Source organism: Agrobacterium sp. 719_389 (genome assembly GCF_900188475.1).
Classification (GTDB): Bacteria; Pseudomonadota; Alphaproteobacteria; order Rhizobiales; family Rhizobiaceae; genus Agrobacterium; species Agrobacterium radiobacter.
This window is the reverse complement of record NZ_FYEM01000002.1, coordinates 203959-228427: the sequence shown is the minus strand read 5'-3', so window position 1 is coordinate 228427 and position 24469 is coordinate 203959. Positions and strand designations below refer to the sequence as shown.

The 24469-nt window shown below is 60.0% G+C and carries 21 protein-coding genes and 1 riboswitch; of the genes, 9 read left to right on the top strand and 12 right to left on the bottom strand.

Annotated elements, in window-relative coordinates:
* Window positions 1-5 precede the first annotated feature (5 nt).
* The 3 genes from CFB10_RS04790 to CFB10_RS04780 form a co-directional block, all read right to left on the bottom strand.
* The gene (locus CFB10_RS04790) at window positions 6-1082 is read right to left on the bottom strand and encodes a carbohydrate ABC transporter permease (protein WP_020012120.1); all 1077 of its coding nucleotides are present in this window, start codon (window positions 1080-1082) and stop codon (window positions 6-8) included.
* Window positions 1082-1993 (bottom strand): carbohydrate ABC transporter permease, encoded by a 912-nt coding sequence (locus tag CFB10_RS04785; RefSeq protein ID WP_020012121.1) that lies wholly within the window; start codon window positions 1991-1993, stop codon window positions 1082-1084. The genes CFB10_RS04790 and CFB10_RS04785 overlap by 1 nt, the downstream gene beginning before the upstream one ends.
* Before the next feature lie 68 nt (window positions 1994-2061).
* Window positions 2062-3435 carry an ABC transporter substrate-binding protein gene (locus tag CFB10_RS04780; protein ID WP_020012122.1) on the bottom strand — a complete coding sequence of 458 codons (1374 nt, stop codon included), beginning with the start codon at window positions 3433-3435 and terminating at the stop codon, window positions 2062-2064.
* A gap of 93 nt (window positions 3436-3528) precedes the next feature.
* Here CFB10_RS04780 and CFB10_RS04775 point away from each other — a divergent pair, with 93 nt between their 5' ends.
* Entirely contained in the window at window positions 3529-4668 is a 1140-nt protein-coding gene (locus tag CFB10_RS04775; protein WP_020012123.1) for an ROK family transcriptional regulator, read from the top strand.
* 28 nt (window positions 4669-4696) lie between these two features.
* On the opposite strand, the gene CFB10_RS04770 is transcribed toward CFB10_RS04775, so the two are convergent.
* Both CFB10_RS04770 and CFB10_RS04765 read right to left on the bottom strand, forming a co-directional pair.
* Complete coding sequence (locus CFB10_RS04770) at window positions 4697-5119, bottom strand: hypothetical protein (protein ID WP_081629670.1); 423 nt, start codon at window positions 5117-5119, stop codon at window positions 4697-4699.
* Between the two features lie 41 nt (window positions 5120-5160).
* A complete protein-coding gene (locus CFB10_RS04765) occupies window positions 5161-5652 on the bottom strand; it encodes a hypothetical protein (protein WP_020012125.1) in 492 nt (163 codons plus the stop codon).
* 172 nt (window positions 5653-5824) lie between these two features.
* On the opposite strand from CFB10_RS04765, the gene CFB10_RS04760 reads away from it, so the two are divergent.
* From CFB10_RS04760 to CFB10_RS04730, 7 genes are all read left to right on the top strand, one after another.
* Window positions 5825-7777: a BTAD domain-containing putative transcriptional regulator gene (locus CFB10_RS04760; RefSeq protein WP_020012126.1), complete on the top strand. Its 1953-nt coding sequence runs from the start codon at window positions 5825-5827 to the stop codon at window positions 7775-7777.
* 8 nt (window positions 7778-7785) lie between these two features.
* On the top strand, window positions 7786-8214 hold the full coding sequence (locus CFB10_RS04755) for a hypothetical protein (protein ID WP_020012127.1): 429 nt from the start codon (window positions 7786-7788) through the stop codon (window positions 8212-8214).
* Window positions 8215-8251: 37 nt separating this feature from the next.
* Window positions 8252-9451: a YcaO-like family protein gene (locus CFB10_RS04750; protein ID WP_020012128.1), complete on the top strand. Its 1200-nt coding sequence runs from the start codon at window positions 8252-8254 to the stop codon at window positions 9449-9451.
* Window positions 9448-10161 carry a TfuA-like protein gene (locus CFB10_RS04745; protein WP_020012129.1) on the top strand — a complete coding sequence of 238 codons (714 nt, stop codon included), beginning with the start codon at window positions 9448-9450 and terminating at the stop codon, window positions 10159-10161. The genes CFB10_RS04750 and CFB10_RS04745 overlap by 4 nt, the downstream gene beginning before the upstream one ends.
* Window positions 10158-11315 carry a hypothetical protein gene (locus CFB10_RS04740; RefSeq protein WP_020012130.1) on the top strand — a complete coding sequence of 386 codons (1158 nt, stop codon included), beginning with the start codon at window positions 10158-10160 and terminating at the stop codon, window positions 11313-11315. The genes CFB10_RS04745 and CFB10_RS04740 overlap by 4 nt, the downstream gene beginning before the upstream one ends.
* A 126-nt stretch (window positions 11316-11441) precedes the next feature.
* Window positions 11442-11879, top strand: a complete 438-nt coding sequence (locus CFB10_RS04735) for a helix-turn-helix domain-containing protein (protein ID WP_020012131.1) — start codon at window positions 11442-11444, stop codon at window positions 11877-11879.
* 94 nt (window positions 11880-11973) lie between these two features.
* Complete coding sequence (locus CFB10_RS04730) at window positions 11974-12207, top strand: hypothetical protein (RefSeq protein ID WP_026364026.1); 234 nt, start codon at window positions 11974-11976, stop codon at window positions 12205-12207.
* A gap of 188 nt (window positions 12208-12395) precedes the next feature.
* Here CFB10_RS04730 and metE read toward each other — a convergent pair whose 3' ends face one another.
* The 4 genes from metE to xylF all read right to left on the bottom strand — a co-directional run bounded on the left by metE (window position 12396) and on the right by xylF (window position 18463).
* On the bottom strand, window positions 12396-14744 hold the full coding sequence (gene metE, locus CFB10_RS04725; RefSeq protein WP_020012133.1) for a 5-methyltetrahydropteroyltriglutamate--homocysteine S-methyltransferase: 2349 nt from the start codon (window positions 14742-14744) through the stop codon (window positions 12396-12398).
* A gap of 97 nt (window positions 14745-14841) precedes the next feature.
* Window positions 14842-15058: riboswitch (cobalamin riboswitch) on the bottom strand.
* A gap of 69 nt (window positions 15059-15127) precedes the next feature.
* Window positions 15128-15910 (bottom strand): ATP-binding cassette domain-containing protein, encoded by a 783-nt coding sequence (locus CFB10_RS04720; RefSeq protein WP_003509572.1) that lies wholly within the window; start codon window positions 15908-15910, stop codon window positions 15128-15130.
* Between the two features lie 18 nt (window positions 15911-15928).
* Entirely contained in the window at window positions 15929-17242 is a 1314-nt protein-coding gene (locus CFB10_RS04715) for a sugar ABC transporter permease (RefSeq protein ID WP_020012135.1), read from the bottom strand.
* A gap of 180 nt (window positions 17243-17422) precedes the next feature.
* The gene (gene xylF, locus CFB10_RS04710) at window positions 17423-18463 is read right to left on the bottom strand and encodes a D-xylose ABC transporter substrate-binding protein (protein WP_020012136.1); all 1041 of its coding nucleotides are present in this window, start codon (window positions 18461-18463) and stop codon (window positions 17423-17425) included.
* Between the two features lie 241 nt (window positions 18464-18704).
* Between xylF and CFB10_RS04705 the strand changes: the two genes are divergently transcribed.
* Window positions 18705-19937: an ROK family transcriptional regulator gene (locus CFB10_RS04705; protein WP_020012137.1), complete on the top strand. Its 1233-nt coding sequence runs from the start codon at window positions 18705-18707 to the stop codon at window positions 19935-19937.
* A gap of 19 nt (window positions 19938-19956) precedes the next feature.
* Here CFB10_RS04705 and CFB10_RS04700 read toward each other — a convergent pair whose 3' ends face one another.
* From CFB10_RS04700 to scpA, 3 genes are all read right to left on the bottom strand, one after another.
* On the bottom strand, window positions 19957-21501 hold the full coding sequence (locus CFB10_RS04700; protein ID WP_020012138.1) for a glycerol-3-phosphate dehydrogenase: 1545 nt from the start codon (window positions 21499-21501) through the stop codon (window positions 19957-19959).
* A gap of 266 nt (window positions 21502-21767) precedes the next feature.
* Window positions 21768-22184, bottom strand: a complete 417-nt coding sequence (mce, locus tag CFB10_RS04690) for a methylmalonyl-CoA epimerase (RefSeq protein ID WP_020012139.1) — start codon at window positions 22182-22184, stop codon at window positions 21768-21770.
* 13 nt (window positions 22185-22197) lie between these two features.
* Complete coding sequence (scpA, locus tag CFB10_RS04685) at window positions 22198-24339, bottom strand: methylmalonyl-CoA mutase (protein WP_020012140.1); 2142 nt, start codon at window positions 24337-24339, stop codon at window positions 22198-22200.
* Between the last annotated feature and the right edge of the window lie 130 nt (window positions 24340-24469).

Here is a 24469-nt window from a genome sequence, read left to right as displayed (position 1 = left end):
GGCGATTATCCTTTGATCCCGCCGAAACTCATCTGGGTGATGTATTTCTGTGTGAAGATGTAAATGATCAGCACAGGCAGCAGATAGATGATGCCGACAGCGGCGATCATGCCGTAATTCACGCCCACGCTGTCCTGTGCCACGAAGAAGAGGTAGAGGCTCATCGTCATCTGGCTTTTTTCGATGAGCAGGGTCTGGACGAAGACATATTCTTCCCAGCCACGCAGAAAGGTGAAGGTGGCGACAGCTATCAGCCCGCTTCTGACCTGCGGCAGAACCACCATGCGGAAGGCCTGGAAACGGGTCGCGCCATCGGTGACGGCACTCATCTCGATGTCCCAGGGGACATTGTCGAAAAAGCCCTTGAGAACGAAGATCGCAAAGGGCAATTCCAGCGCGCTCATGACCAGCACGACACCGAAGAGATTGTTGAGCAGCCCCATGTAATGCAGCTGCACGAAGATCGCGACAGTCAGCGCCAGTGCGGGAAATGCATGCAGCAGCAGAAGCCCGCGCAGGATGTTTTCACGCCCGGCAAAGGCAAAGCGCGACAGCGCATAGGCGGCCGGCGTGGCGACCAGCGCAACGATCAGGGTCTGGGAAGCGGCAAACAGCAGCGAGCTTCGCATGGCTGTCCAGACGGACGGCATCAACGCGATGCGGGTATTGCCGGTTTTCTCGATGTCACGGCTCCACAGGAAGCTGTAATTCTCGATGGTCAGATGCGGCAGCACAAGCACGAAGACCAACGCCGCCACCACGACGCCGAGCGCGAGCCAGAGCAGTGCGGGGTTGCGCAGGCGTGCTGAAAACAGCGCGATCGCAATCGCCCCGAAATAGGCGAGCGCAGCAATCGCGCCGCTGCGCCACAGCACCAGCCGGCTGAGATTGTCGTCGGAACTGGTCAGCGATTTCACCAAGAGCCAGAGATAGGGCAGGAGAACCGGGACGGAAACGACCGTGAGAAACACGAGGATGACGGGAAGGAAGCCGGCACGATGGGCGCGGCTGCGTCTTTCAAGATGCGCCCAGTCCGGTTTCAGATCGGAGGCGCGCCGGGCGTGGCTTTGGACAAGCGTCATCACAGCACCTCGATCTTGGCGGGGGCAAAAGTCGCGCGCATGTTGCTGACGCGCCATTGAACGAGGGTCACGGCGACGCCGATGGCCATCAGGCCGAGCGCCAGCGCCGCGCCATAGGCGTAAGCACCGTTTTCGAAGGCGCGCCGGTAGATATAAAGCGCATAGGTGGTGCTGTCATAGACAGGGCCGCCGCCGGTGATCAGCAGGATATATTCATAGGTCGTCATCAGCGACAGCGCCTGATAGAGCGTGATGAAACGGATCGGAGCTGAAAGCGCCGGGGCGATAACGTGGCGGAGCACGCCCCATTCGCTGGCGCCATCGACACGCGCCGCATTGGCGAGATGCGAGGGTATCGAGCGGATCGACGATGTCAGGATGACCATGGCGAAGGATGCGCCGACGACGCCGTTCGCCACCACCACCAGGAACAGCGGAAAGTCGTTGCGCAGGTTGAGCACCGGTGCGCCGAGTATACCGAGGAACTGGTTGAGCAGGCCGGAGGAGGTCGGATCGGCAATCCATATCCAGAGCACGCCGTAAAGTACGGCCGGGCTCATGCGCGGCAGCAGCCACAGGCCACGGAAAAAATTGCCAAGCCTGTCGGGTATCGCCGTCGTCGTAACCGCCAGGAGCGCGCCGAGGCCAATATTGAAGAAAAACAGCGTTGCGCCGACATAGATGAATGTCGTCAAAAGCACGATCGGCAGGCGGACATCACGCTGCACCATGCGCTGGAAATTCTCGACCGTGAATTTGCCGACCCTCAGATTTGCGCCCATGTCGGTAAAGGCGATCACCAGATTGACGACGATGGGCGCCAGGAAAAAGACGCCGAGCAGGGCAAGAGCCGGCGCCAGATAAAAAATCGGCCGGGCCGGACGACGCGCCCTGAGCTGGAACTGAGACATTACGATATACCGGTGGGAACACGGGAAAGCCGCCCGGCGTAACCGGGCGGCGTGGTGTCTGATAAAACTCAGTTGCTTGCGGCTTCGCGGATTTCGATATCCGCGCCGAATTGCAGTTCGAGTTCGTCGGCGATGAAATCGACCGCCTGTTCGGCCGTCATCTTGCCGGTCTCGACCGCCTGCAGGCCGCTGAACAGCACCTTGTTGTAGCTGCCGAACTTGGTGTGGTTAGGCACGAACCGTGCGTCCTTCATCATCGGCGAAGCGGCGGAAAGAACCCAGTTGTCCCGGTATTTCGGCATGGCCGTCTGCGCGTTGCTGATGGCCGTGTGATAGGAAGTGACGGCGTGCTCGTTGTTGAAATAGGGCAAGGTCGCCAGCGCCACGAGATCGGCGGCAATATCGGCATTGGCGCTCTTCGGGTTGACGGTATAGAGCAACGGATGCGACAGGTTGGCCGGTTTGCCGCCCTTTTCGGCTGCCGGTGCGGAAATCCAGCCGATCTTGTTGAAATATCCTTCGCGATCGGTCGGCCAGGTTGCGCCGTTCTTGTCGCCCACCTGCCAGGCAACGGCCCACACGCCCTGATGGAAGATGAAGGCCTTTTCCTGTTTGAAGGCGGTCTGGATGGCTTCCCAGCTCATGGCGGTATTGTCGACCGGCGTGACGCCCTGCTTGGCGTTGCGCTCATACCAGCCGAGCGCCTTCACCATTTCCGCCTTGGGGAAGACAAGCTTGCCGGTCTTTTCGTCCATGAACTTCACGCCATAGGACTGAAACACCATCAGATAGTCGATACCGACATTCGGGCGATGCAGCATGCCATATTGAGCGGCCTTGCCGTCGACCACTTCCTTCGACAGCGCGGTCAGATCATCGAGCGTGAATTCACCGGCATCGACCTTGGCCGGCAGGCTTTCGATAAAGGCCTCGTCCTTGCCGATCTTGCGCAGCATGTCCTTGTTGTAGAAGAACATGCGGATTTCCGCGTCCTGTGGAATACCGTAAATCTTGCCGTCGGCGCCCTTGGCCGAATTCCAGAGGACCGGAAGAATATCGCCATAGACCCACGGGGCGGCGGCGATCCTGTCTTCCATCGGCATGGCATAACCGTCCTGCGCGAACTGGCCAATCCATTCATGCGGCAGAATGTAGATATCCGGGCCCTGCCCCACCGAAAATGCCTTCAGCGTATCGAGAGCGAAACCGTCCCAGCCCTGCACGCTGCTATTGTTCGTGTCGATGACGATGCGCTTGTCGACGCCGGCGGCCTTGAACTGCGCGTTCATGATGCCGGCCGCCGCTTCAATGTTGGTGACGCGGGCGGGCGCGTTCTTGTCGGCGAGCGTCCAGAGTTTGACGTTGATGTCTTCGGCAAAGGCAATGGTCGGCAAAAGTGCGCCGAGGGCGACCGTGGCCGCCAGGGAAAGAGATTTAAACATGAGGTGCATTCCCGTTGAAACTGATTATTTAATTAAGTTGCTTAATTTACAGCTTTATGACATTTCCGGCGCTAAAGCTGGGAGAGCAGGACTTTGGCTGAGAAACGAAACGGCGGATTTGCGGGTATCGGCGCGACACAGGGCGCGCTTCTGGGTTACATCAGGCGCAAGGGCTCGGCATCGCGGGTCGAACTTGCGGAATATTGCAACGTCACACCGGCTGCCGTGAGCATGATGACTCGCAACCTGCTCGAACGCGGCATTATCGAGGAAGGCGCGCGCCGGCAGGAAGGCCGGGGCGCTCCCCATATCGACCTCATGCTCAAGAGAACCGTCGGTTATGCTCTCGGCGCCCATGCCAATCGTTATTCGGTGATGCTGACGCTGTTGAATTTCGGCGGAGAGATCGTTGGCGAATTGCAGATGCGCGGTTCCTATGACGCGTTTTCCGATGTCCAGCGGGCACTTGAGGAAGGATCCGAAGCGCTGCTTTCAAAAAACGCGATTAGCCGCAACGACCTGATCGGTGCGGCGATTGCCATGCCCACCCGCTTTCGCAACGAGGCGATGTCGCTCGATCTTGCTGACGAGGTCATTTCCTGGGCGGGTTCCGACCTTTCCGCCATGCTGCGCGAGGCGCTGCGCTGCCCGGTGATTATCGAAAACGACGCCAATGCGGCGGCCATGGGCGAACTCACGCTCGGCAATACGGCGGGGCACGAAAATTTCGCCTATCTCTATTTGTCCGAAGGTATCGGCGGCGGCATCATCATCAGGAACGAACTTTATCGCGGTTTTCTCGGCAATGCCGGCGAGATCGGCGCCCTGCGTGGTCGCGGAAACTCACGGCCCTCTTTCGAAGATTTGGCGGCCTGGTGCCTCGAGCATGTCGGCGAAAAACCCTCCGGACGGGCTCCTGACATCTGGACGGACTACCTGTCCCGCAACACCGCCGTGCTCGACGCGTGGCTGGACCGGGCCGGGCCACAGGTTGCCCGCCTTGGCTTTGCCGTCAGCGCCGTATTGGCGCCCGACGCCATCTATGTCGGCGGCACCTTACCGAGAATGGTGCGCGAAAAACTGGCGAAATGGCTGGATTATGAGGTTTCGGATCCGTTCAGCGGCGCAAAGGTCATCCAGCCGCAAATCCTGCTGCCCGGGGTCGCCGCAACGGACCCCGTGGCCTTCGGCGCGGCGGCAATGATCCTGCACGGCATCGGCGAAACGGACTGAGAGCATGCAGAGGGTGGCGGCGGACGTCTCACCCCCCGAGATTGTGCACCATGAAATAAATCAGCCAGCAATGCGCGATCGCCAATATCGCCCAGGCCCATTTTGCCGCCCTGATATCGGAATCCACGACGCTGTTGCGGATCTCGATCCTGGCCGGCGTCTCCTCCCCGGCTCGATCATCTTCGAGGGTGAACGGGGGCAATGTCCGGGAAATCGGTTCGCTGACGACGTAAAGCCTGTCATTGCGCGGAGGCGGGCGCGACCCATCATCAACGCTCTCCGCATCGGAAAGCATATCGTCGCTGGAAGCGCAATTCACCGCCGCAAGTTGCGGTGACATCCCCCTGTTACGCACTTTACCTCTATTGAGCATCATAATTTTCCACACAATAAAAATAAAAATATTCCCTGACGACCTCCGATAAAGCCGCGCTTTACCGGGATGCCGCAATCCGTGCCGTCCACGCCCTCACGCCCAAAGACGTCCCCCTATCAGGGCACCAGCGCTCCGGGTAGTCCACGCCCGCCCGCATAGGGCTTTGCTTCCCGCTGGATCAGGAAGACGGATTTTTCCACCGGCAGCGGCTCGATCGTCCGGTAACGCTGAAACCGCTTTGAGTATTCGAACCGGATGAACCTGTCGTCGAACTTCCCCGCCAGAACGCGATAGCCGTTGACGAATTCATTCAGGATTTCCAGCTCTTCTCCCCACACCCAGCCGCCGTAGGACGTCCCTTCATTCGACCGCAGCACGATCTCGAAAAAGTGTCCGCCCGCCACCAACGGCATACGAAAGAGGATATCGAGATTATCCTCGTCCTCCTCATCGCCTTTCTTCGCCGACAGCCTGGCATGCGCGACCTTCGCATGGACCAGCGCCGAGACCGGATAGAACGGACGACCCTTGAACCACATGAATTCACTCACCGCATATCCGACATCGTCGGCACGCTGATAAGGTTCGATGCGCGGCTCGAAGGCCATGTAGCTTCCGTTAAACGCTATCACTTTCGAAAAATCCCGATGCCTGCCCGCCGCATGTCCGCTGTTTTCCACCCGTCATTCATGCTTCTGTCTGCGACAATAGGCAGGCCGCGTCACACCAGCGTCAAATGGAACGCTATGATGACTTTCAATTTCCCGGGCACGTTGTTAGATGATGATTCATGAGGGGACGAAAGTGGCTGGGAACGCTGAACTGATACCGATCCGGCTTTTTGGCACCCCGCGCTGTGATGCGGTGCGGGAGGCATTTTTTCCGTCCAAGGGTTTCGCCCTCACCGCCGCCCTCATCCTTGCGCCGAACCAGTCCCTTTCCCGCCAGCACGCCGCATCGCTGCTGTGGGAAAATGTCGAGCAGAAAAGGGCTCTCGGCAACCTGCGGCAGCTGATCCTGCGCCTGCAGAAGCTTCCCAACGAGGATGAGGCGATCCTTCTGACCGAAGGAAACGATCTGAAGGCCGGCAAGCTGGCGCAGCGAACCGACCTTGCCATCTTCCTTGCCGGCGCAAGGGCCGAAGACCCGATGCGGCGGCTCAATGCGCTGCTCGAATTCGGCGGCGAATTGCTGGAGGGGCTGGAGGCCGGGCAGGATCATCTTTATCTCTGGCTGCTTTCGGAGCGCCGTCGTCTCAGGGATCTGTTCTTTTCCTCCTACACCCAGCTTCTGGAGGAACTGACACGTTTTGGTCGCGCCAGTTCGAACGATATCGCCAGGCTTGCCGAATGCGCCTGCAAGATCGAGCCGGAGCGCGAAGAAACCTACCGCGCCGCCATGGCGGCCTATGCGCGGATCGGAAATATCAGCGCCTGCGACGGCATGCACCAGCTTCTGATGGAGCAGCTCCGCCAGGAAGGTCGTTCGCCGGAAGCGGAAACCGTGGCGCTGAGGCGGCGAATACAAAGTCTGACCGCCACGATAGCGGCCCCCGCCGAACCGGAAGACGGCAACCGCCGAAAATCCCAGACTAAACCGCGCGTCGCATTCGTTCGCCCGGCAAGGGTCGACGGACAGCCGGTCTCGCCGGTCATGCAGGCCTTCGTCGAGGATGTCGCCAACAGCCTTGTCCGATACCGGACCTTCACCGTGCTTTCGCCGCACAGCACCTTTGCACTGGCGCATCAGCGGGCCGATGACAGCTACGCCATGCTGCGGGCGGATTACCGCATCATTTCGACCGTATTCGACGAAACCCGCATGTCGGTTGCCTTGATCGAGGATGCAAGCGGTGAAATCGTCTGGTCGCTGGAAGCGGTCCTGACCGAGCGGCAGATCCACGCCGCCTTCCGCCTGCTCTCAAAACAGGTGGCCGCAGCGCTCGCCCGCGAAATCGAGCGGCTGCAGGTGGAACCCGACCGCAACCATAGCGGTGAGGCCTACCGGCAATTGCTGGAAGGCCAACAGCTTCTGCGCGGCAAATGCGACCTGCCGCTTCTTCGAAGAGCCCGTTCGATGTTCCGCAAGGCGGTCGATCTCGACCAGAGCCTGGCGGTTGCCCGCGCCCGCGTCGCGCAGAGCCTGCAGCTGGAATGGCTGATGCTTGGCGGCAACGACCCCCATCTCCTGCATCGCGCCAAGGCGGAAGCGGATTCCTCCGTCGAGATCGACCCCGCTCTTGGTGTCGGTCACTGGATGTGCGCGGTGGTGGCGCTCTACCAGCGGGATTTCGACATCTCCGCTGAAAAATTCTTCGAGGCGGAGGCGCTGGCGCCCAACTCCGCCGACCTCCTGCTTCAGCATGCCGATGCGCTCGCCCATTTCGGCGATGCGGAAATCGCCTGGGAGAAGTTTCAGCAGGCCATCGACCTCAATCCGCTCGCCCCCGACATCTATTGGTGGGCCGGCGCCAGCATTGCGTTCAAGCGCGAGGATTATGGCACGGCGGTTGAACTGTGCGGGCGAATGGAAAATGACGAGCCGGCGTTGCGTGTTCTGACCGCAAGCCACGCATTGCATGGAGATTTGGCCGCCGCCCGGGAAACCGGCGGCAGGCTTCAGGAAAACTATCCGGGTATGACGGCGAGGGAGATCAGTAGCCTGTCTCCAGACCGAGACCCGGTAGCGAATGAAAAATTCTATCACGCACTTCGATTAGCTGGGATCAAATAGGAGATATTATGTCCTCGCATTTCTTCATTGTCGGAAAAAAGGGTTTCGGCGTTCTCTTCATTCGCACGGCGCCGCTCAGGGTTGCGTCCGTATCGCATGAGACGATTGCCGCCTATGAAGCCAGCCATCCCGGCGTGGATGGTTATGCCCGCGTGGCAGCCGCTGCAAAATCCATGCTCGTTCGCCAGAACGGCCAGCCTGAAGCCGAACTGGACCAGGTTCAGATTCAGGGCATCGAAGCCCTCGTCGCCGGTGGCGCCGTGGTTTCCGAAGCCGATTTCGCCTTTATTGGCGAAGTGAGCGACGCCGGCTGGGATTTCAACCGCATGGTACAGGCGCCGATCGAAGCCGCCCTGAAGGCTGTCGGTCCGGCCGGCTCCGTCACCGGCGAACTGTTCGACGCCATCCTTGCCGACGACGGCAACACGGCGCCCTGATCGTGGTCGCGCAGCCTTGACCGGCGCCGATGCTCCCATGTCAGCGACAGCGGCTTCAAGGCATGCCGACGCTTCGTTCTTCGATCCCGGACTGCTTCGGCGGTTCGGGATTACCCGCATCGGCGATGTAACCGGTCTCGATATTATCGGCATTCCCGTCTGGTTCGCGACCCGGCCCAATTCACGCGGGCTATCGGTATCGCAGGGCAAGGGGCTTGTCACGGAACAGGCCCGACTATCGGCGATCATGGAGGCAATCGAAGGCGCGGTTGCCGAAGAAACCCGCAAACATATCGCTGCTTTCAGCTCCATCAAGGAGATGCGGGACAAAGGGGTTCCTCTCATTCCCCTCGAAACCGTCGGCAGGGTGGATCCGGATGCTCTCGATCCGCAAAAAGAACGCGCCTGGGTGAAGGGAACATCCATTCGCCGGCGGCGGGAGGTTTTTGCCCCTTACGAGCTCGTCGGCATGGATTTCCGCGTGGATTTCCCCTGGGACCGGCGGGCCTTCCGCATGAGTTCCCAAGGGCTCGCAGCCGGGTTCGACCATGACCATGCGGTTCTGCATGCCCTGCTCGAACTCATTGAAAATGACGCCTGCTTCCTCGTCGACACTTTCGAAACACGCGCCATCGCACCTCAACCGATCCTCATTCCGGCGGGCGTCGATCCTTCCCTTGACGCTCTTGTTCGACGCCTGTCGGATATCGGGCTGCCGCCGTCCTTCTTCGACATGACGAATGGGCTTGGTGTGCCGGTGGTGATGGCAAGCCTGCCCCGCTCTCTTCAGGCCAAGGACGGGCCGGCCACCCGCAGCGCCGCGGGTGCGGCCTGCCGGCTTGATATGCATGGCGCTGCGATTGCCGCGCTGCTGGAGGCGATCCAGTCGCGATTGACCGATATCAGCGGTGCGAGGGACGATCTCTCCCCTCTCCGCTACCAGCGGGATAGGGTCGCCGCAGGACCTTCGGCCTCGGGCGCGCGGCCGGTGGAGAGGGTGCCGGTCAATCTCGATTTTGCAGATAGTGCCGTGTCTTCGCCGCCATGGCGCCCGCTTGCGACGCACCTTTTCGCCGGCGGCATCGAGGATATCTATGTCTTTCCCTTGGAAACGGACGTATCCGGCCTGCATGTCGTACGGGTTCTGGCAAGCGGCCTTTCCCCGGCCGGCGGCGGCCTGCAACGTATCTCGCAGCGCACCCTCGATCACTTGCTGACTGTCGGAGGCCTCGGATGAAGCCGGTGGTTTTTGCAGGCCCGTCCATCCATGGCATCGCTGGCGAAGATTTGTCCGGCCTCGATCTTCGCGGTCCGGCGGCTTGCGGCGATATTTTCGACGCGGTCCGGCAAGGCATCGGAGCGATCGGACTGATCGACGGACTTTACGGCGATTGCGCCGCCGTCTGGCACAAGGAAATCCTCTATGCGCTGTCGAGCGGCGTCAGCGTTTTCGGCGCCGCCAGCATGGGGGCGCTCCGCGCTGCGGAATGCACCTCCTTCGGCATGATCGGCATCGGTGAGATTTTCGAGGCCTATCGGGACGGGCAACGTTTTTCCGATGCCGATGTGGCGGTGAGCCATGCACCCGGCGAACTCGCCTACCGTTCGCTGACAGTTGCGCTGGTCGACGCCGAGGCGACGCTTGCGGCCTGCCGCGACGCCCTCACCCCAGAGCAACAGGACGCGCTCGCGCGTGCCGCCAGCAACCTGCATTTTACCCGCAGGACATGGCGCTCCATCGCTGCCGAAGCCGGCCTCGGCTCCGCAACGGCAGATTTGCTCGCGTCCAATGCGGTTTCCGTCAAGAGAAACGATGCGACGAGGCTTGTGGCGGTACTCTCGGGCGCGACGCTGCCATCCTCGCCGCCGCCAGCATGGAAACTGCAGAACACGATGTTTTTCCAGCAATTGGCCGCACGGCAGACGGCAGGAGACAAGACGTCTTGAACGCCGTCCAGCCCCTGCCTTTGGTGTCCGATTGCGGTGGGCTGATCCGCACGATCGCACTCGCATTGCCTGCCGCCTTTTTTGCAGAGAACGGGCCTGCTGACACCGTTTCTCCGCTCATTCCCATCGGAAACCTGCTTTCGGCCCTGCCAGCGGATATCGTTGCCGCTATCGTGGTCGATCTCGCCTGTCTTGCGCCGGCGCAAAGCTGGCTCGATAGCCTGCCAATCTCCTGCCCCACCGAGCTGATACCCCTTGCCGGAAACGGCAGCGTTTCGCATCCATGGCTACAGGATATGTTCCATGTACGGAGAGATGATCACGACGGAGATGTCGTGACGGAATTTGTTTTGGGGGCGGAAAAGGCCGTCGGCGTCACTCTGGCCGAATATATGGGAGCGACGACCACGCATTCCGATGTCGCTTTGGCAGGAGGCAATCAACTCGTCGGCCCGGATTTTCGGCTGGTGGGCCATTCCAGCCTGCAGGATGACAGTGGCATCCAAAAGAATGCTTCCATCCCGTCACAACGGTGGCGAAAGGTTGAGGCTCTCGACGGCCGAAGCGTGTTCAGTTTCGGATATCGGCCGGAGGATCTCGGCAATATCCCGGTTTCTTTAGATCTTTCCGCGGCAGAGACTTGCGGAGCAAAGATTGCCGGCGAAAGAATGCACCAATGCGGCTTCCACGTTGACCAGTTCGTTTCCGTTACCGGTCTGAGGAGCGGGGGGCGGCCGTTATTGCTCGTTGCCGATCCCGTCGCGCAAGGCGGATGCAATGCCCGCGCAGCAACCGATCTGAAACAAAAGCTGGACGCCTCGGTCCTTTCGCTTGCGCGGCAAGGCTTTGCGATTGAACGAAATCCCATCCCGGTTTCACCGGCCATCGATACCAACAAATGCCTGCCAAGGCTTTACAACAATGTCCTTCTTGAAAATGTCACACGTTCCGGTCAGAAACGACCATTCGTCTGGATTCCGCATTTCGGCGATAGGGAAGCGCTTGGGGAATTCGACGCGATGAATCGGAAAATTTGGGACAGATTCGGCTTTCAAGCCATCGGTGTGGCCGGATGGAGCCATCTTTCAAGCCGCAACGGTGCGTTGCGTTGCGCCACAAAAATAATAAATCGCGGCGTGGACACGCGATTATGAACGAAAAACCGTGCAATTTTGTCAATAAAGCTTCATAATACCCGTGGAAATTGTGTTGAATGTATACCTTCAACAATATTAATTGATAATCATCGGATTTAAGAACCTCAACCGGAGGAATTTGTAATGCAGGCCAAACTACCCAGCCCGATCGACGTCCATGTCGGCGCACAAATCAGAATGCGCCGCAAGTCGCTCGGCATGAGTCAGAGTGCGCTGGCCGGGCGATTGGGCATCACCTTCCAGCAGGTCCAGAAATATGAAAAGGGCGCCAACCGAGTCGGCGCGTCCCGCCTGCAGGCCATTGCGTCGATCCTCGGCGTGGAGGTCAGCTCCCTGTTCGCCAATGCCACGCCCGATGGCGACCCGTCAAATCCGGCTCTTGGCACGATCAACGCCATGCAGACCTTCGTGGCTTCGAATGAAGGCTTTTCGCTCAACCAGGCCTTTTCGCGCATCAAGAGCGCCGCCGTGCGCAGAAGCATCGTCGCCCTCGTGACATCGCTTGCGGCGACTGAAGCGGCGGAAAATGCCAGCGCGCCGGCAGACAAAAACGACAATTGACGCAGGTGTGACGCTCGCGTGACGCTCGATGTGGTCAAAAATGAACAACGCAACATCAAAGCGTTTTCATACTGTCGACTGTCGAGAGGGAATCATGGTGGCGTCTACCACAGCTATACTTGAACAGGACAATGCAGACGAGATTCTGGCGCTCGGGCGGATGGTTTCCTATCTTTGCCAGCGCTCGAAATCTCTGGAACTGGGCATGTCGACCTATTTCCTGGAAATGGCATTGCTGTCGCTGGCCCAGGACATCAATCAGCAGGGTCTGCCGCTGGTAAACGCAGAAATCAATGTCAGCGCCTTGGCACAGGCCGACCTGCATTGAACGCTTTCGCAACGGCATGAACCCGCAGGCGTGAGCGTTTCCGCGCCGGCCTCCAGTCGTGAGAGCCTGGGAACGTCTTGTCTGTCCGGCTGGCTCCATCCAGCAGGAGAGTCATTCACATATCTTCCTCCACATTTTATTGGCGCAAGCCATGAGTGAGGCCCGGTTTTGCCGGGCCTCACTTCATATCAGGGCGCCGCGCGGCGAAGCTCGACGGCGGCGGCAACCATGTTGACGAGGGCCGGCCTGACCTCCTCCCACTTGCGGGTCTTCAGGCCGCAATCGGGGTTGATCCAGAGCTGCCGGTCGTCAAGACGCTCCCGCGCCAGCGCCAGAAGATCGACCATTTCTCCAACATCAGGCACACGCGGCGAATGGATGTCGTAAACGCCGGGACCGATCTGGTTCGGATATTTGTAAGTCCGAAACGCATCCAGCAATTCCATCTTCGAGCGCGACGTCTCTATGGAGATCACGTCGGCATCCATCGCCGCAATGGCATCGATGATCTGGTTGAATTCGGAGTAGCACATATGGGTGTGCACCTGTGTGCGATCATCCACGCCGCCGGAGCAAATACGAAAGCACTCCACCGCCCAGCCGAGATAATCCTGCCAGTCCCGGTGCCGAAGCGGCAGGCCTTCGCGAAGAGCCGCCTCATCGATCTGGATCATCTGCGCCCCGGCCGCCTCGAGATCGTTGACCTCGTCGCGGATGGCGAGCGCGATCTGCCGGCATGTCAGACTTCTGGCGATATCATCGCGGACAAAGGACCAGTTAAGGATCGTCACCGGTCCGGTCAGCATGCCCTTGACGGGCTTGTCGGTGAGCGACTGGGAATATTCCCACCAGCGGACCGTCATCGGCTTCGGACGCGACACATCGCCGAAGATGATGGGCGGACGCACGTAACGCGAGCCGTAACTCTGCACCCACGCATGCTGGGTAAAGGCGAAGCCGGACAGCTGCTCGCCAAAATATTGCACCATGTCGTTGCGCTCGAACTCGCCGTGAACAAGCACATCGAGACCGATATCCTCCTGCCAGCGGATGGCCGCTTCCGTTTCTTTCTGCAGGAATGTTTCATACTGCGCATCGCTCAGGGCGCCCTTCGAATGCGCTGATCGGGCCTTGCGCACCTCCGGCGTCTGCGGGAAGGAGCCGATGGTCGTCGTCGGGAAAAGCGGAAGCGTAATGGCCTGCGACTGCAGCTTCTGCCGCTCGGCAAACGGGCTTAGCCGTTTCCTGTCGGCATCGCCGATCGTCGCGATACGCTTTTGCACGGCGGCATCCGTTACCTTAGGCGAGGATGCGCGTGCGGCAACCGCCTTCGAGGCAGCCTCCAGTTCCGGGGTTACAGCGGCCTTGCCCTCACCGAGAGCCTTGCCAAGCGTGGCAATCTCGTCGAGCTTCTGGCTGGCAAAGGAAAGCCAGCCCTTCAGATCGGCATCGAGGCCGGTTTCCAGTTCCAAATCGACCGGAACATGCAGCAGCGAGCAGGACGGCGCAATCTGAAACGCCGCCGCACCGCGTGACGCGATGATGGGTTCCAATCGGGTGACGATCGCGGCGAGATCAGCACGCCAGATGTTGCGGCCATCGATGACGCCCAGCGACAGAACGCGATTTTCCGGCAGCACCTTCAACACCGCCTCCAACGCAGCGGGTGCTCGCAGCAGATCCACATGAAGGCCGGCAACCGGCAGCGCGGTGACGGTTTCGAGATTGTCCTCAAGCCCACCGAAATAGGTGGCGAGCAGGATCTTCAGATCCGGCGCGGCCCTGGACAAAGCCTGATAGGCCACAGCCAGTGCATGACGCTCCCCCTCGGAAAGGTCCAATACGGCCACGGGTTCGTCGATCTGCACCCAGTCTGCGCCTACCGCGTGCAGGCGGCGCAGCAGCTCTTCATAGACAGGCAGCAGCCTCGCCAGCAGATCAAGCGGCTTGAAAGCAGCTTCACGCGCCTTGGCAAGCTTCAGGAACGTGACCGGACCGAGAATGACCGGACGCGTATGGATGCCGAGCGCCTTCGCCTCAAGGAAGTGGTCGACCGGCTTTTGCGAGGTCAGTTCGAAATGCTGATCCTCGGAGACCTCCGGCACCATGTAATGATAGTTGGTGTCGAACCATTTGGTCATTTCCAGCGCCGGAACGCCATGACCATGATGCGAATGCCCTTCATGCGCATGGCCGCAGCCTGCATGCCCCTCGCTCTGGCTGCCGCGCGCCATGGCGAAATAGGTCGAGAGGGAAACATCTCCACCCGCCCATCCATAGAGGAATGGAACGGCGCCCACCATCACGGCCGTATCGAGGACATGATCGTAGAGGGAAAAATCATTGGAGGGGATGTGGCTAATCCCCTTCTCCTGCTGAAGCACCCAGTTTTCGGCGCGCAGCCTGGCGGCGGTTTCGAGAAGTTCCGTTTCGGAAATCTTTCCGGACCAGAAGCCTTCAAGCGCGAACTTCAGTTCGCGATGACGGCCGATCCTCGGGAAACCGAGCGATGCGACTGGAATGGTCTTGTCTGACATTGTCATACCCCATTTGGTTGTGGGGGCATGGGTAAAGCGGACGCGTGCAGGTCCGGCTTGCCGAACCATTGCAGCAACCACCGGGACACCCCGCCCGTGGACGTTATTTTGTCCTGGCAGGTCTCCTGGCTTACGGGTCGCCGCCCCTGCCCGTCTTCCCGGGGCTTTTAGCCCCAGTGACATCCTGGACAAAGGCTCGCCGCTTACAGTTGCGGGGGCAGCTCCGGTCTTGCCGATCGTCGGCGCACCGGATTCCCTCTTAGCTCCGGGATTGAAATAATCAGGCCCGGAGAACCATGACACCCGCATTTCTCACTACGGGTGTCACAATGTCAATAGATATAAAGAAATCTTTATATCTTTATTTCATTTAAAGGCAGGTGTCAGGAGACGACCGCGCCCGGGCCCGCCACAGCGCCAGACGGCACCTTGCCCAGAATGATCATGCCGAGAACCTCGTCCTTCGTCACATCTTCCGTGCGGGCATGGCCGACCACCTTGCCGTTCTTCATCACGAATACCCTGTCCGCCAGGTCGAAGACGTCATGGATATCGTGGCTGATGAGGAAGATGCCGATGCCCTGCCGTTTCAGCTCCTTGACGAGATCGCCTACCTGCGCGGTTTCCTGCGGCCCGAGCGCCGCTGTCGGTTCGTCCATGATGAGGATGCGGGCGTCGAAAAGGATGGCGCGGGCGATGGCGACGGACTGCCGCTGGCCGCCCGACAATGCCTTTACCGGCTCCTTGAAACGCCGGAAATTGGGGTTGAGACGCCCCATGACCTCCCGGGCCGAGGCCTCCATGGCGACATCATCCAACGTGCCCCATTTCGTTTTCAGCTCGCGGCCGAGATAGAGATTGGCCGCCGCATCGACATTATCCGCCACCGCCAGCGTCTGGTAGATGGTTTCAATGCCATATTTCTTGGCGTCGCGGGGATTGCGGATATCCGCATCCTCGCCATTGATGAGGATATCGCCGCCATCGCGCCGGTAGGCGCCGGACAATATCTTGATGAGCGTCGATTTGCCCGCGCCGTTGTGGCCGAGAAGGGCCACCACCTCACCGGGGAAAAGGTCGACAGAGGCGTTTTCCACCGCATGGATACCGCCGAAGGAAATGGAAATATTGCGCATTTCCACGAGGGGCGTGACTTGTTCCGTCATAGGAGTTCTCCTCGGTTCTTACTTGGCGCGGGCGCGGTAGATGGTGTCGAGCCAGACGGCGACGACCAGAACCACACCGACGACGATGCGCTGGAAGGGCGTGTCGATGCCCACCAGCACCATGCCGGATTGCAGCGACTGCATGACGAGCGCGCCGAGCATCGCGCCGGCTATGGTTCCGACACCGCCGGCAAGCGAGGTGCCGCCGATGACCGCCGCCGCGATCGTATAAAGTTCGTCCAGTTCACCCTGGGCGTTGGTTGCCGCGTTGAGGCGGGCAGTGGAGATTGCCGCGGCGATGGCGCAGAGAACGCCCATCAGCGTGAATATCTTCACCGTGACCCAGCGGGTCTTGATGCCGGCGAGTTCGGCCGCTTCCGGGTTGCCGCCGATGGCGAAGACATAACGTCCGAAGCGCAGCCGCGTGGCGATGAAGGTCATCACTGCACCAACGGCGAGCGCCATCAGCACCGGAATGGCAATGCCGTGCGGAATGAACAGGCCACCATCCGGCCAGGTGATGCCATTGGCATCGGCATAATTGCGGGCGATGTTGATCGGCCAGGGGTAGCTGTTGACGACAGCCACGAAACCGATGACGACAAAGCAGCCGAGCGCCACCAGAAAATATTCCGCCCAGACCGGCCGCAGCGGAAAGCCGAAACGGCGGCGCTGGTGACGGGAATTGAGGATTGCCGCGACGATGGCGACACAGGCGACAATGGCAGCGATCCAGCTCCATGTCGCGCCGATCGAGCCGCTGGTGCCGCCGCCCATCAGGCGGAAGGTGGAATCCATCGGCGCCACGGTGCGGCCGCTTGTGACGAACCAGGTGCCGCCGCGCCAGACCAGCAGACCGCCGAGCGTGACGATGAAGGACGGCACGTTGAGGAAGGCGATGATCGAGCCCTGCAGCATGCCGATGGCGCCGCCGACGAGAATGCCGACCAGAAGCGTGACGATCCATGTCGCCCAATGTTCGAAGCCGAGAAGCTGCGGCAGGATTTCCGCCTGCATGACACCCATGATCATGCCGGAAAAACCAAGGATCGATCCGACCGAAAGGTCGATGTTGCGGGTGACGATGACGAGCACCATGCCGGTCGCCATGACAGCCACGGAAGCGGTCTGCACGGAGAGGTTCCAGAGGTTTCGCGGCGTCAGGAACAGCCCACCCGAAAGAATGTGGAAACCGATCCAGATCAGAAGAAGCGCGCCGACCATGCCGAGCAGTCTGGTATCCAGCTCGGTGGCGTTGATGAAGCGCGCAATCGAGCCTGTTTTTTCCGTCTTTTGCGACGTCGTGGAATTGGATTGGGTCATATCGGCCATGAACTGCCGGTGCTCCTTACATCTTAGAGCGTTTTCGCTTTTCCTCGAATCGCGAAAACGCTCTAACTCTTTGTTCTGGCGCATTTCCGGACGGAAAACCGGGCTCCACTTTTCCTGGAAATGCTCTAAAGGCGCCGCGCCATGAACCATGACGCAGCGCCCAAACCGGGACGTATTCGATCAATCGCAGGCTTTGACGGTTCCGGCCTTCACACCCTGGCAGGCCGTTTCCTTCTTGATCCAGCCGGCGTCGATGACGACGTTCAGATTGTCCTTGGTGATGGCGATCGGCTTGAGGAAGACCGACTGCATCGTGACCTTCTTCGGGCCGCCGTCAAAGGCGGTGACGCCCTTGATTTCCGTCATCTTCTTGCCGCCAGCAAGCGCGAGCGCAATACCGGCCGCTTCTTTGCCGAGTTCGCGGCTGTCCTTCCAGACGGATACCGTCTGCGTGCCGAGTGCGACGCGGTTAAGCGCGGCGAAGTCTGCATCCTGACCGGAAACGGGCACCGAACCCGCCATGCCCTGCGCGGCGAGAGCGGCGATTGCGCCACCGGCCGTGCCGTCATTCGAGGCGACAACAGCATCGACCTTGTTGTTATTCTTGGTCAGAAACTGTTCCATGTTCTTCTGGGCATTTTCCGGCTTCCAGCCATCGGTATAGGCTTCGCCGACATTCTTGATCTTGCCCCCGTCGATGGCGGCCTTCAGCACTTCCTGCTGGCCGGCAAAAAGGAAGTCCGCGTTCGGATCGGAAGACGAGCCCTTGATGAAGACATAGTTGCCTTCCGGCTTCACCTTGAAGACTTCGGCTGCCTGAAGGCGACCGACTTCCTTGTTGTCGAAGGTAATGTAGAAGGCGTTCTTGTTTTCGATCAGGCGGTCATAACCAACGACCGGAATACCCTCGGCAACAGCCTTTTCAACGGCCGGGCCAATCGCGTCGCTGTCCTGCGCCAGGATGATCAGCGCGTTGGCGCCCTGGGAAATCAGCGATTCCACGTCGGTCAGCTGCTTTGCGGCGGACGATTGCGCATCGGCGGAAATGTACTTCGCGCCAGCCTTGTCGAGAGCGGACTTGATGGCCGCCTCATCCGTCTTCCAGCGTTCTTCCTGGAAATTCGACCAGGAAACGCCAACGACGAGATCAGCCGCAATAGCGGCAGTATGCAGGGAAACGAGTACGGCTGTACCCGCCAAAAGCTTGGCAAAAGAATTCATGATGTCCTCCCGGTAAGGGCGAAGCCTGCACCTCCATGCAGGAAAAACGCCCGGAAAAAGCTGCCGGTCTCTGTGATTTCACAATTTTCTCGACAGTCGAGAAAATTAATGTCAGAGATTCCCCATGCTGTCAACAACGGCTGCGGGCAGCATCCGGGTGCCTTGATCTTGCTTTCGGCATGCGCCATCAGAGGGATCAGCACGACAGGAAAAAAGCCGTTCAGGGAGCATGCCCCAGCCCATGTCCGCCATTGCAAGCACGGAACTGGTGCGCCAGAAAAACAGCCTGTCGGTGATGGCGGCACTGCGTCTGCACGGCAGTCTTTCCCATACCGACATGTCGACTTTCACCGGGCTTGCCTCCGCAACCGTTTCCGCCATCACCATGGAACTCGAACGTGCGGGGCTCATTCTCAGGAAAGAGCAGCTTGCCACTGCCGGCCGCGGGCGACCGCGTATCCTCTTCGCGCCAAGCGGCGACTTCTGCTACGTTGCGATCGTCATCATCTCCTCCGACAGCGTGCAATATTCGCTCGTCGATTATGCCGGCAAGCTGGTGGACCGCTTTACCGAGCAGAGGATCACGGCTGAAAAAGGCTCGTTCGGAGGTTGGATATTGGCGGGCCTTGCGAGACTTGCGGACCGTTCCCGCATCAACCGCCACGACATTCTTCAGGTCTCGATCAGCAGCAAGGGCCTCGTGGATGCGGCAACGGCTGTACTCGTGTGGTCGCCAGTCCTCGGTAACGAAAAGATAGATTTCCAGCAGCTTATTTCGCAAGACGGCCGCACCCGCGTGACGCTGAACAACGAGACGCTGCTGGCCGCAAAAGCCATCTGGATGCGGGAGCACGCAAGGGAAACCCCGGCGCCGGAAGCGCTGGTCACCCTGTCGCTCGGCCACAGCATCGGCCTTGGCATTGCCCGCGCAACGGGCGGCGCAATCGAAGTCAGCGCCCCCAATTTCGGTCATATGCTGCATCTGGCCGATGGTGCGCTCTGCCGTTGCGGCACCAGGGGCTGCATTGAGGCCTATTCCGGATTTTACGCCATCCTGCGCTCGGCTTTCGAGGCCCCGCCACAGGCGGAACCAGCAAAGTTCGTACCGATCGCCGAGGTCGACAAGATCGCCGCTTCGGCCCGCGCCGGGGGCCGCATGGCGCGGTTTGCCTTCCGCACCGCCGGGCTGGCGCTCGGCAACGGCCTTTCACGCCTCTTCAGCTTGCACGGCCATATGCCGGTTTTCATCACCGGCCCCGGCACCCGTTATTTCGACCTTCTGGAAAGCGGCCTTCACGACGGCCTTGCCCAATCGCAGGCCGTGCGCTTCGGCGGAATGCCAAAAATCGCAATCGCTCCCCACGAGCCGGAACTGGTGTTCGAAGGACATATGGAACACGCCCTTTCCGCTGCCGACGACTACATCTTGAGCGCCGACGGCCCCGAGAGACCGCTGAGGAACTCGGGGAATTGACGTAAAACCTGGCGGAAGCTCAGGCCCGTTCCGCCACGGCTTCGGTCTTTTGCCTACCGCCTGTCAGCATGACCACGAAGTCATCCAGAGCCGCGGCCTCGTCCTTGCTCAGGCGCAGGCCCTGCTTCGTGCGTCGCCAGAGAATATCCTCGGCCGCAAACGCCCATTCGTGTTCCACCAGCCAGCGCACTTCGCATTCGTAAAGCGTGCCGCCAAAATGCCGGCCGAGACCGGACATATCGGTGGCCCTGCCCAACAGTTCCACAGCCTTTGTGCCGTAGTTTCTGACCAGCCGCTCGGCATGGCGTCCATCAAGGAAAGGGTATTGGGAGACGAGCGCCCGAACCTGCGCCTCATATCTCTGCGCGCCGAAATCGCCGCCCGGCAGGTGAGAGCCCGCCGTCCACGGCTTGCCCTTTTCGCCGATCGCCGCGCCGATCTTTTCCAGCGCGTGTTCCGCCAACCGCCGATAGGTGGTGAGCTTGCCGCCGAAAATATTGAGGAGTGGAGCCTCACCCTCGGTCTCTTCAACCTTCAGCACGTAATCGCGTGTAGCTTCCTGCGCTTTCGAAGCGCCGTCATCAAAGAGCGGCCGCACGCCGGAATAAGTCCAGACGATGTCTTCCGGCCGAACGGGTTCGCTGAAATAGTCGCTCGCCGCGTTGCAGAGATAGGAAATCTCCTCCTCGGAAATGCGAACCTTGGCCGGGTCACCCTTGTAGTCGCGGTCGGTGGTGCCGATCAGCGTGAAATCCCGCTCATAGGGAATGGCGAAGATGATGCGGTTATCCGGGTTCTGGAAGAAATAGGCGCGCGGATCGGAAAACTTCCTGCGCACGATGATGTGGCTGCCCTGCACGAGCCGGACGTTGTGAACATCCTTGCGCCCGCAGACGCCGGAAAGCACGGTATCCACCCAGGGACCGGCAGCGTTGACCAGCATGCGTGCTTTATGCGTGGCTGAACGACCGGTTTTTTCGTCCAGCGTCTCGACGAGCCACAGCCCGCCTTCGCGCCGTGCGGAAACGACCCGCGTGCGGTTCATGATGGTCGCGCCGCGATCCGCCGCATCGCGTGCGTTGAGGACCACAAAGCGGGCATCATCCACCCAGCCGTCGGAATATTCGAAAGCCCTGGCAAAAGCCGGTTTCAGAGGCTTGCCCGCCGGGTCCTTGCGAAGATCGAGCGTACGGGTCGCCGGCAAAAGTTTGCGGCCGCCGAGATTGTCATAAAGAAACAGGCCGAGCCGGACCATCCAGGCCGGGCGTACTCCGCCCTTCTGAATGGGCAGAACGAAACGCATGGGCCAGATAACATGCGGAGCCATGGCCCAGAGGATTTCCCGCTCCATCAGCGCTTCACGCACGAGGCGGAATTCGTAATGTTCGAGATACCGCAAACCGCCATGAATGAGCTTGGTGGCCGCCGAAGATGTGCCGGAGGCAAAATCGCCCTTTTCCGCAAGCGCCACGGAATAACCTCTGCCCACAGCATCGCGGGCAATGCCGCAGCCATTGACGCCGCCACCGATGACAAAAAGATCAAAAATGTTTTCGCCGGACATGAAGCCTCCGCGACAATGCAGGGGAGAAACCCCTTATGGAAAGACAATTACATAAAAACGAAAACAAAACGAATGTCAAAAGAAAACAAACGAACCATACGAACGCAAATGAAAGCGTCGCCATGAGCAGCGCTTCACAACGTCAGCCTCCTGGAGCATTTTCGCTTTTCTTCGAATCGCGAAAACGCTCGAACTCGTGCTTGCCGCATTTCCGGACGGAAAACCGGGGGCCACTTTTCCTGGAAATGCTCTAGGAGATTTATGTTTCAGTCGTGTGTCTGAGAAACCTGCTCAAGCTCATAGAGCACGCCGCCCATATCCTTCGGGTGCAGGAAAAGAACGGGATTGCCATGGGCGCCGATCTTCGGCTGGCCATCACCCAGAATTCGAACGCCCTTCTTGATGAGGTCATCACGGGCCGCGGCAATATCCGGCACCTCGAAGCAGAGATGGTGCGTCCCGCCGCCCGGATTTCTTTCGAGAAAGGCGGCAATCGGCGAATTTTCGCCGAGCGGATAAAGAAGCTCGATCTTGGTATTTTCAGCCTGAATGAAAACCACCGTCACCCCGTGTTCAGGCAGCGATTGCGGCTCCGAGACCGCTGCGCCAAGCGCCCTGTAGCGGGTGACGGCGGCTTCGAGATCGGGCACCGCGATGGCGACGTGATTCAGTCTTCCGAACATGGTCTTCTTCCCCTCACACGTTCCGCCTGACGCCTTCGAGCAGGTCGAGAACCTTGTTGGCCGCGTCCATGACATTGGTGCCGGGTCCGAAAATTGCCGAAACGCCGTGATCGAGCAGGAACTGATAATCCTGCCGCGGAATGACGCCGCCGACCACGACGATGATGTCTTCCGCGCCCTTCTGTTTCAGCGCTTCGACCAGCTGCGGCGCAAGCGTCTTATGACCGGCGGCGAGCGATGACATACCGACCACATGAACCCTGTTCTGAACGGCGATATCCGCCGCTTCAACGGGAGTCTGGAACAAGGGGCCGGCCAGCACATCAAAACCGATATCGCCAAAGGCTGAAGCAATGACCTTCGCGCCGCGATCATGTCCGTCCTGCCCGAGCTTGGCGACCATGATGCGCGGCTTGGTGCCGATCCGTTCAGCAACACCGGAGAGGCGGGCGGCGAGCGTGGCAAGTTCCGGCTCATCCTTATAGGCCTCACCGTAGATATCACTCACCACCTCCGGCACGGCGGCATGGTCTCCGAAGACCGCACGCAATGCATCGGAAATCTCTCCCACTGTGGCGCGGGCGCGGGCGGCGGCAACGGCGGCTTCGAGAATATTGCCCTTGCCGCTGCGGGCAATCTCGGAAAGTGCCGCCAAGGCGGAGGTCACGTCCTCGCCATCGCGGCGGCGGCGCGTCTCCTCAATGCGGCGGATCTGCGCGGCGCGAACGGCGGCATTGTCGATATCGAGAACATCGATATCTTCCTCGTTTTCGAGACGGTAACGGTTGACGCCGACGATGACCTCTTCGCCCTTGTCCACCGCCGCCTGGCGGCGTGTTGCCGCCTCTTCGATCAGCCGTTTCGGCAGGCCTTCCGCCACGGCCCTGGTCATGCCGCCAAGCGCCTCCACCTCCTCGATCAATGCCCAGGCTTTCTCAGCCAGTTCATCGGTCAGGCTTTCGACGTAATAAGAACCGGCAAGGGGATCGGCGACCTTGGTAACACCTGTTTCATGCTGGAGGATAAGCTGGGTATTGCGGGCGATGCGGGCGGAAAACTCCGTCGGCAGGGCAATCGCCTCATCAAAGGAATTGGTGTGCAGCGACTGCGTGCCGCCAAGCACGGCGGACATGGCCTCAAACGCGGTGCGGACGATGTTGTTATAGGGGTCCTGCTCCTGAAGCGAGACGCCGGAAGTCTGGCAATGGGTGCGCAGCATCAGCGACGAGGCCTTCTGCGGCCTGAATTCCTCCATGATGCGTGACCAGAGCAGGCGCGCGGCGCGCAGCTTCGCCGCCTCCATGAAGAAATTCATGCCGATGGCGAAAAAGAACGACAGGCGCCCGGCGAAATCATCGACATTCAGCCCCTTGGCCAGCGCCGCGCGCACATATTCGCGGCCATCCGCCAGCGTGAAAGCAAGCTCCTGCACCAGCGTCGCGCCCGCCTCCTGCATGTGATAGCCTGATATGGAGATGGAGTTGAATTTCGGCATCTCCTTCGCCGTATATTCGATGATATCGGCAATGATCCGCATCGAGGGTTCCGGCGGATAGATATAGGTGTTGCGGACCATGAACTCCTTGAGAATGTCGTTCTGGATGGTGCCGGAAAGGGCGGCGCGGGGAACGCCCTGTTCTTCGCCCGCCACGATGAAACTGGCGAGCACCGGAATGACCGCGCCGTTCATGGTCATGGACACCGAGACTTTTTCAAGCGGGATGCCGTCGAACAGGATTTTCATGTCCTCGACGCTGTCGATCGCCACACCAGCCTTGCCGACGTCACCCTCCACGCGCGGGTGATCACTGTCATAACCGCGATGGGTGGCGAGGTCGAAGGCCACGGAAACACCCTGCTGGCCGGCGGCGAGCGCCTTGCGATAAAAGGCATTCGAGGCCTCGGCCGTGGAAAAACCGGCATATTGGCGAATAGTCCAGGGCCGCCCGGCATACATGGTGGCGCGCGGGCCGCGCGTGAAAGGCGCAAAGCCCGGCAGGCTGTCGAGATGGGAAATCTTCTGCAGATCGTCAGCCGTATAGAGCGGCTTGACCTCGATGCCCTCCGGCGTGTGCCAGACGAGTGTGTCCGGTGAGCGCTTCAGCTCCCTTTCGGCAAGCTGCAGCCAATCCCGCACCGTTTTTTCACCCGACATGCATCTCTCCCCTTCTGCATTTCATTTTAGCACTGTGGCGGTTGATCGTGACGAAAATCGAACGGCCGCCTGCAGGCCAGACCCCTTAAACCACTCCGATCCGCATCCGTTCCGCAAAAACGGCCAAAGG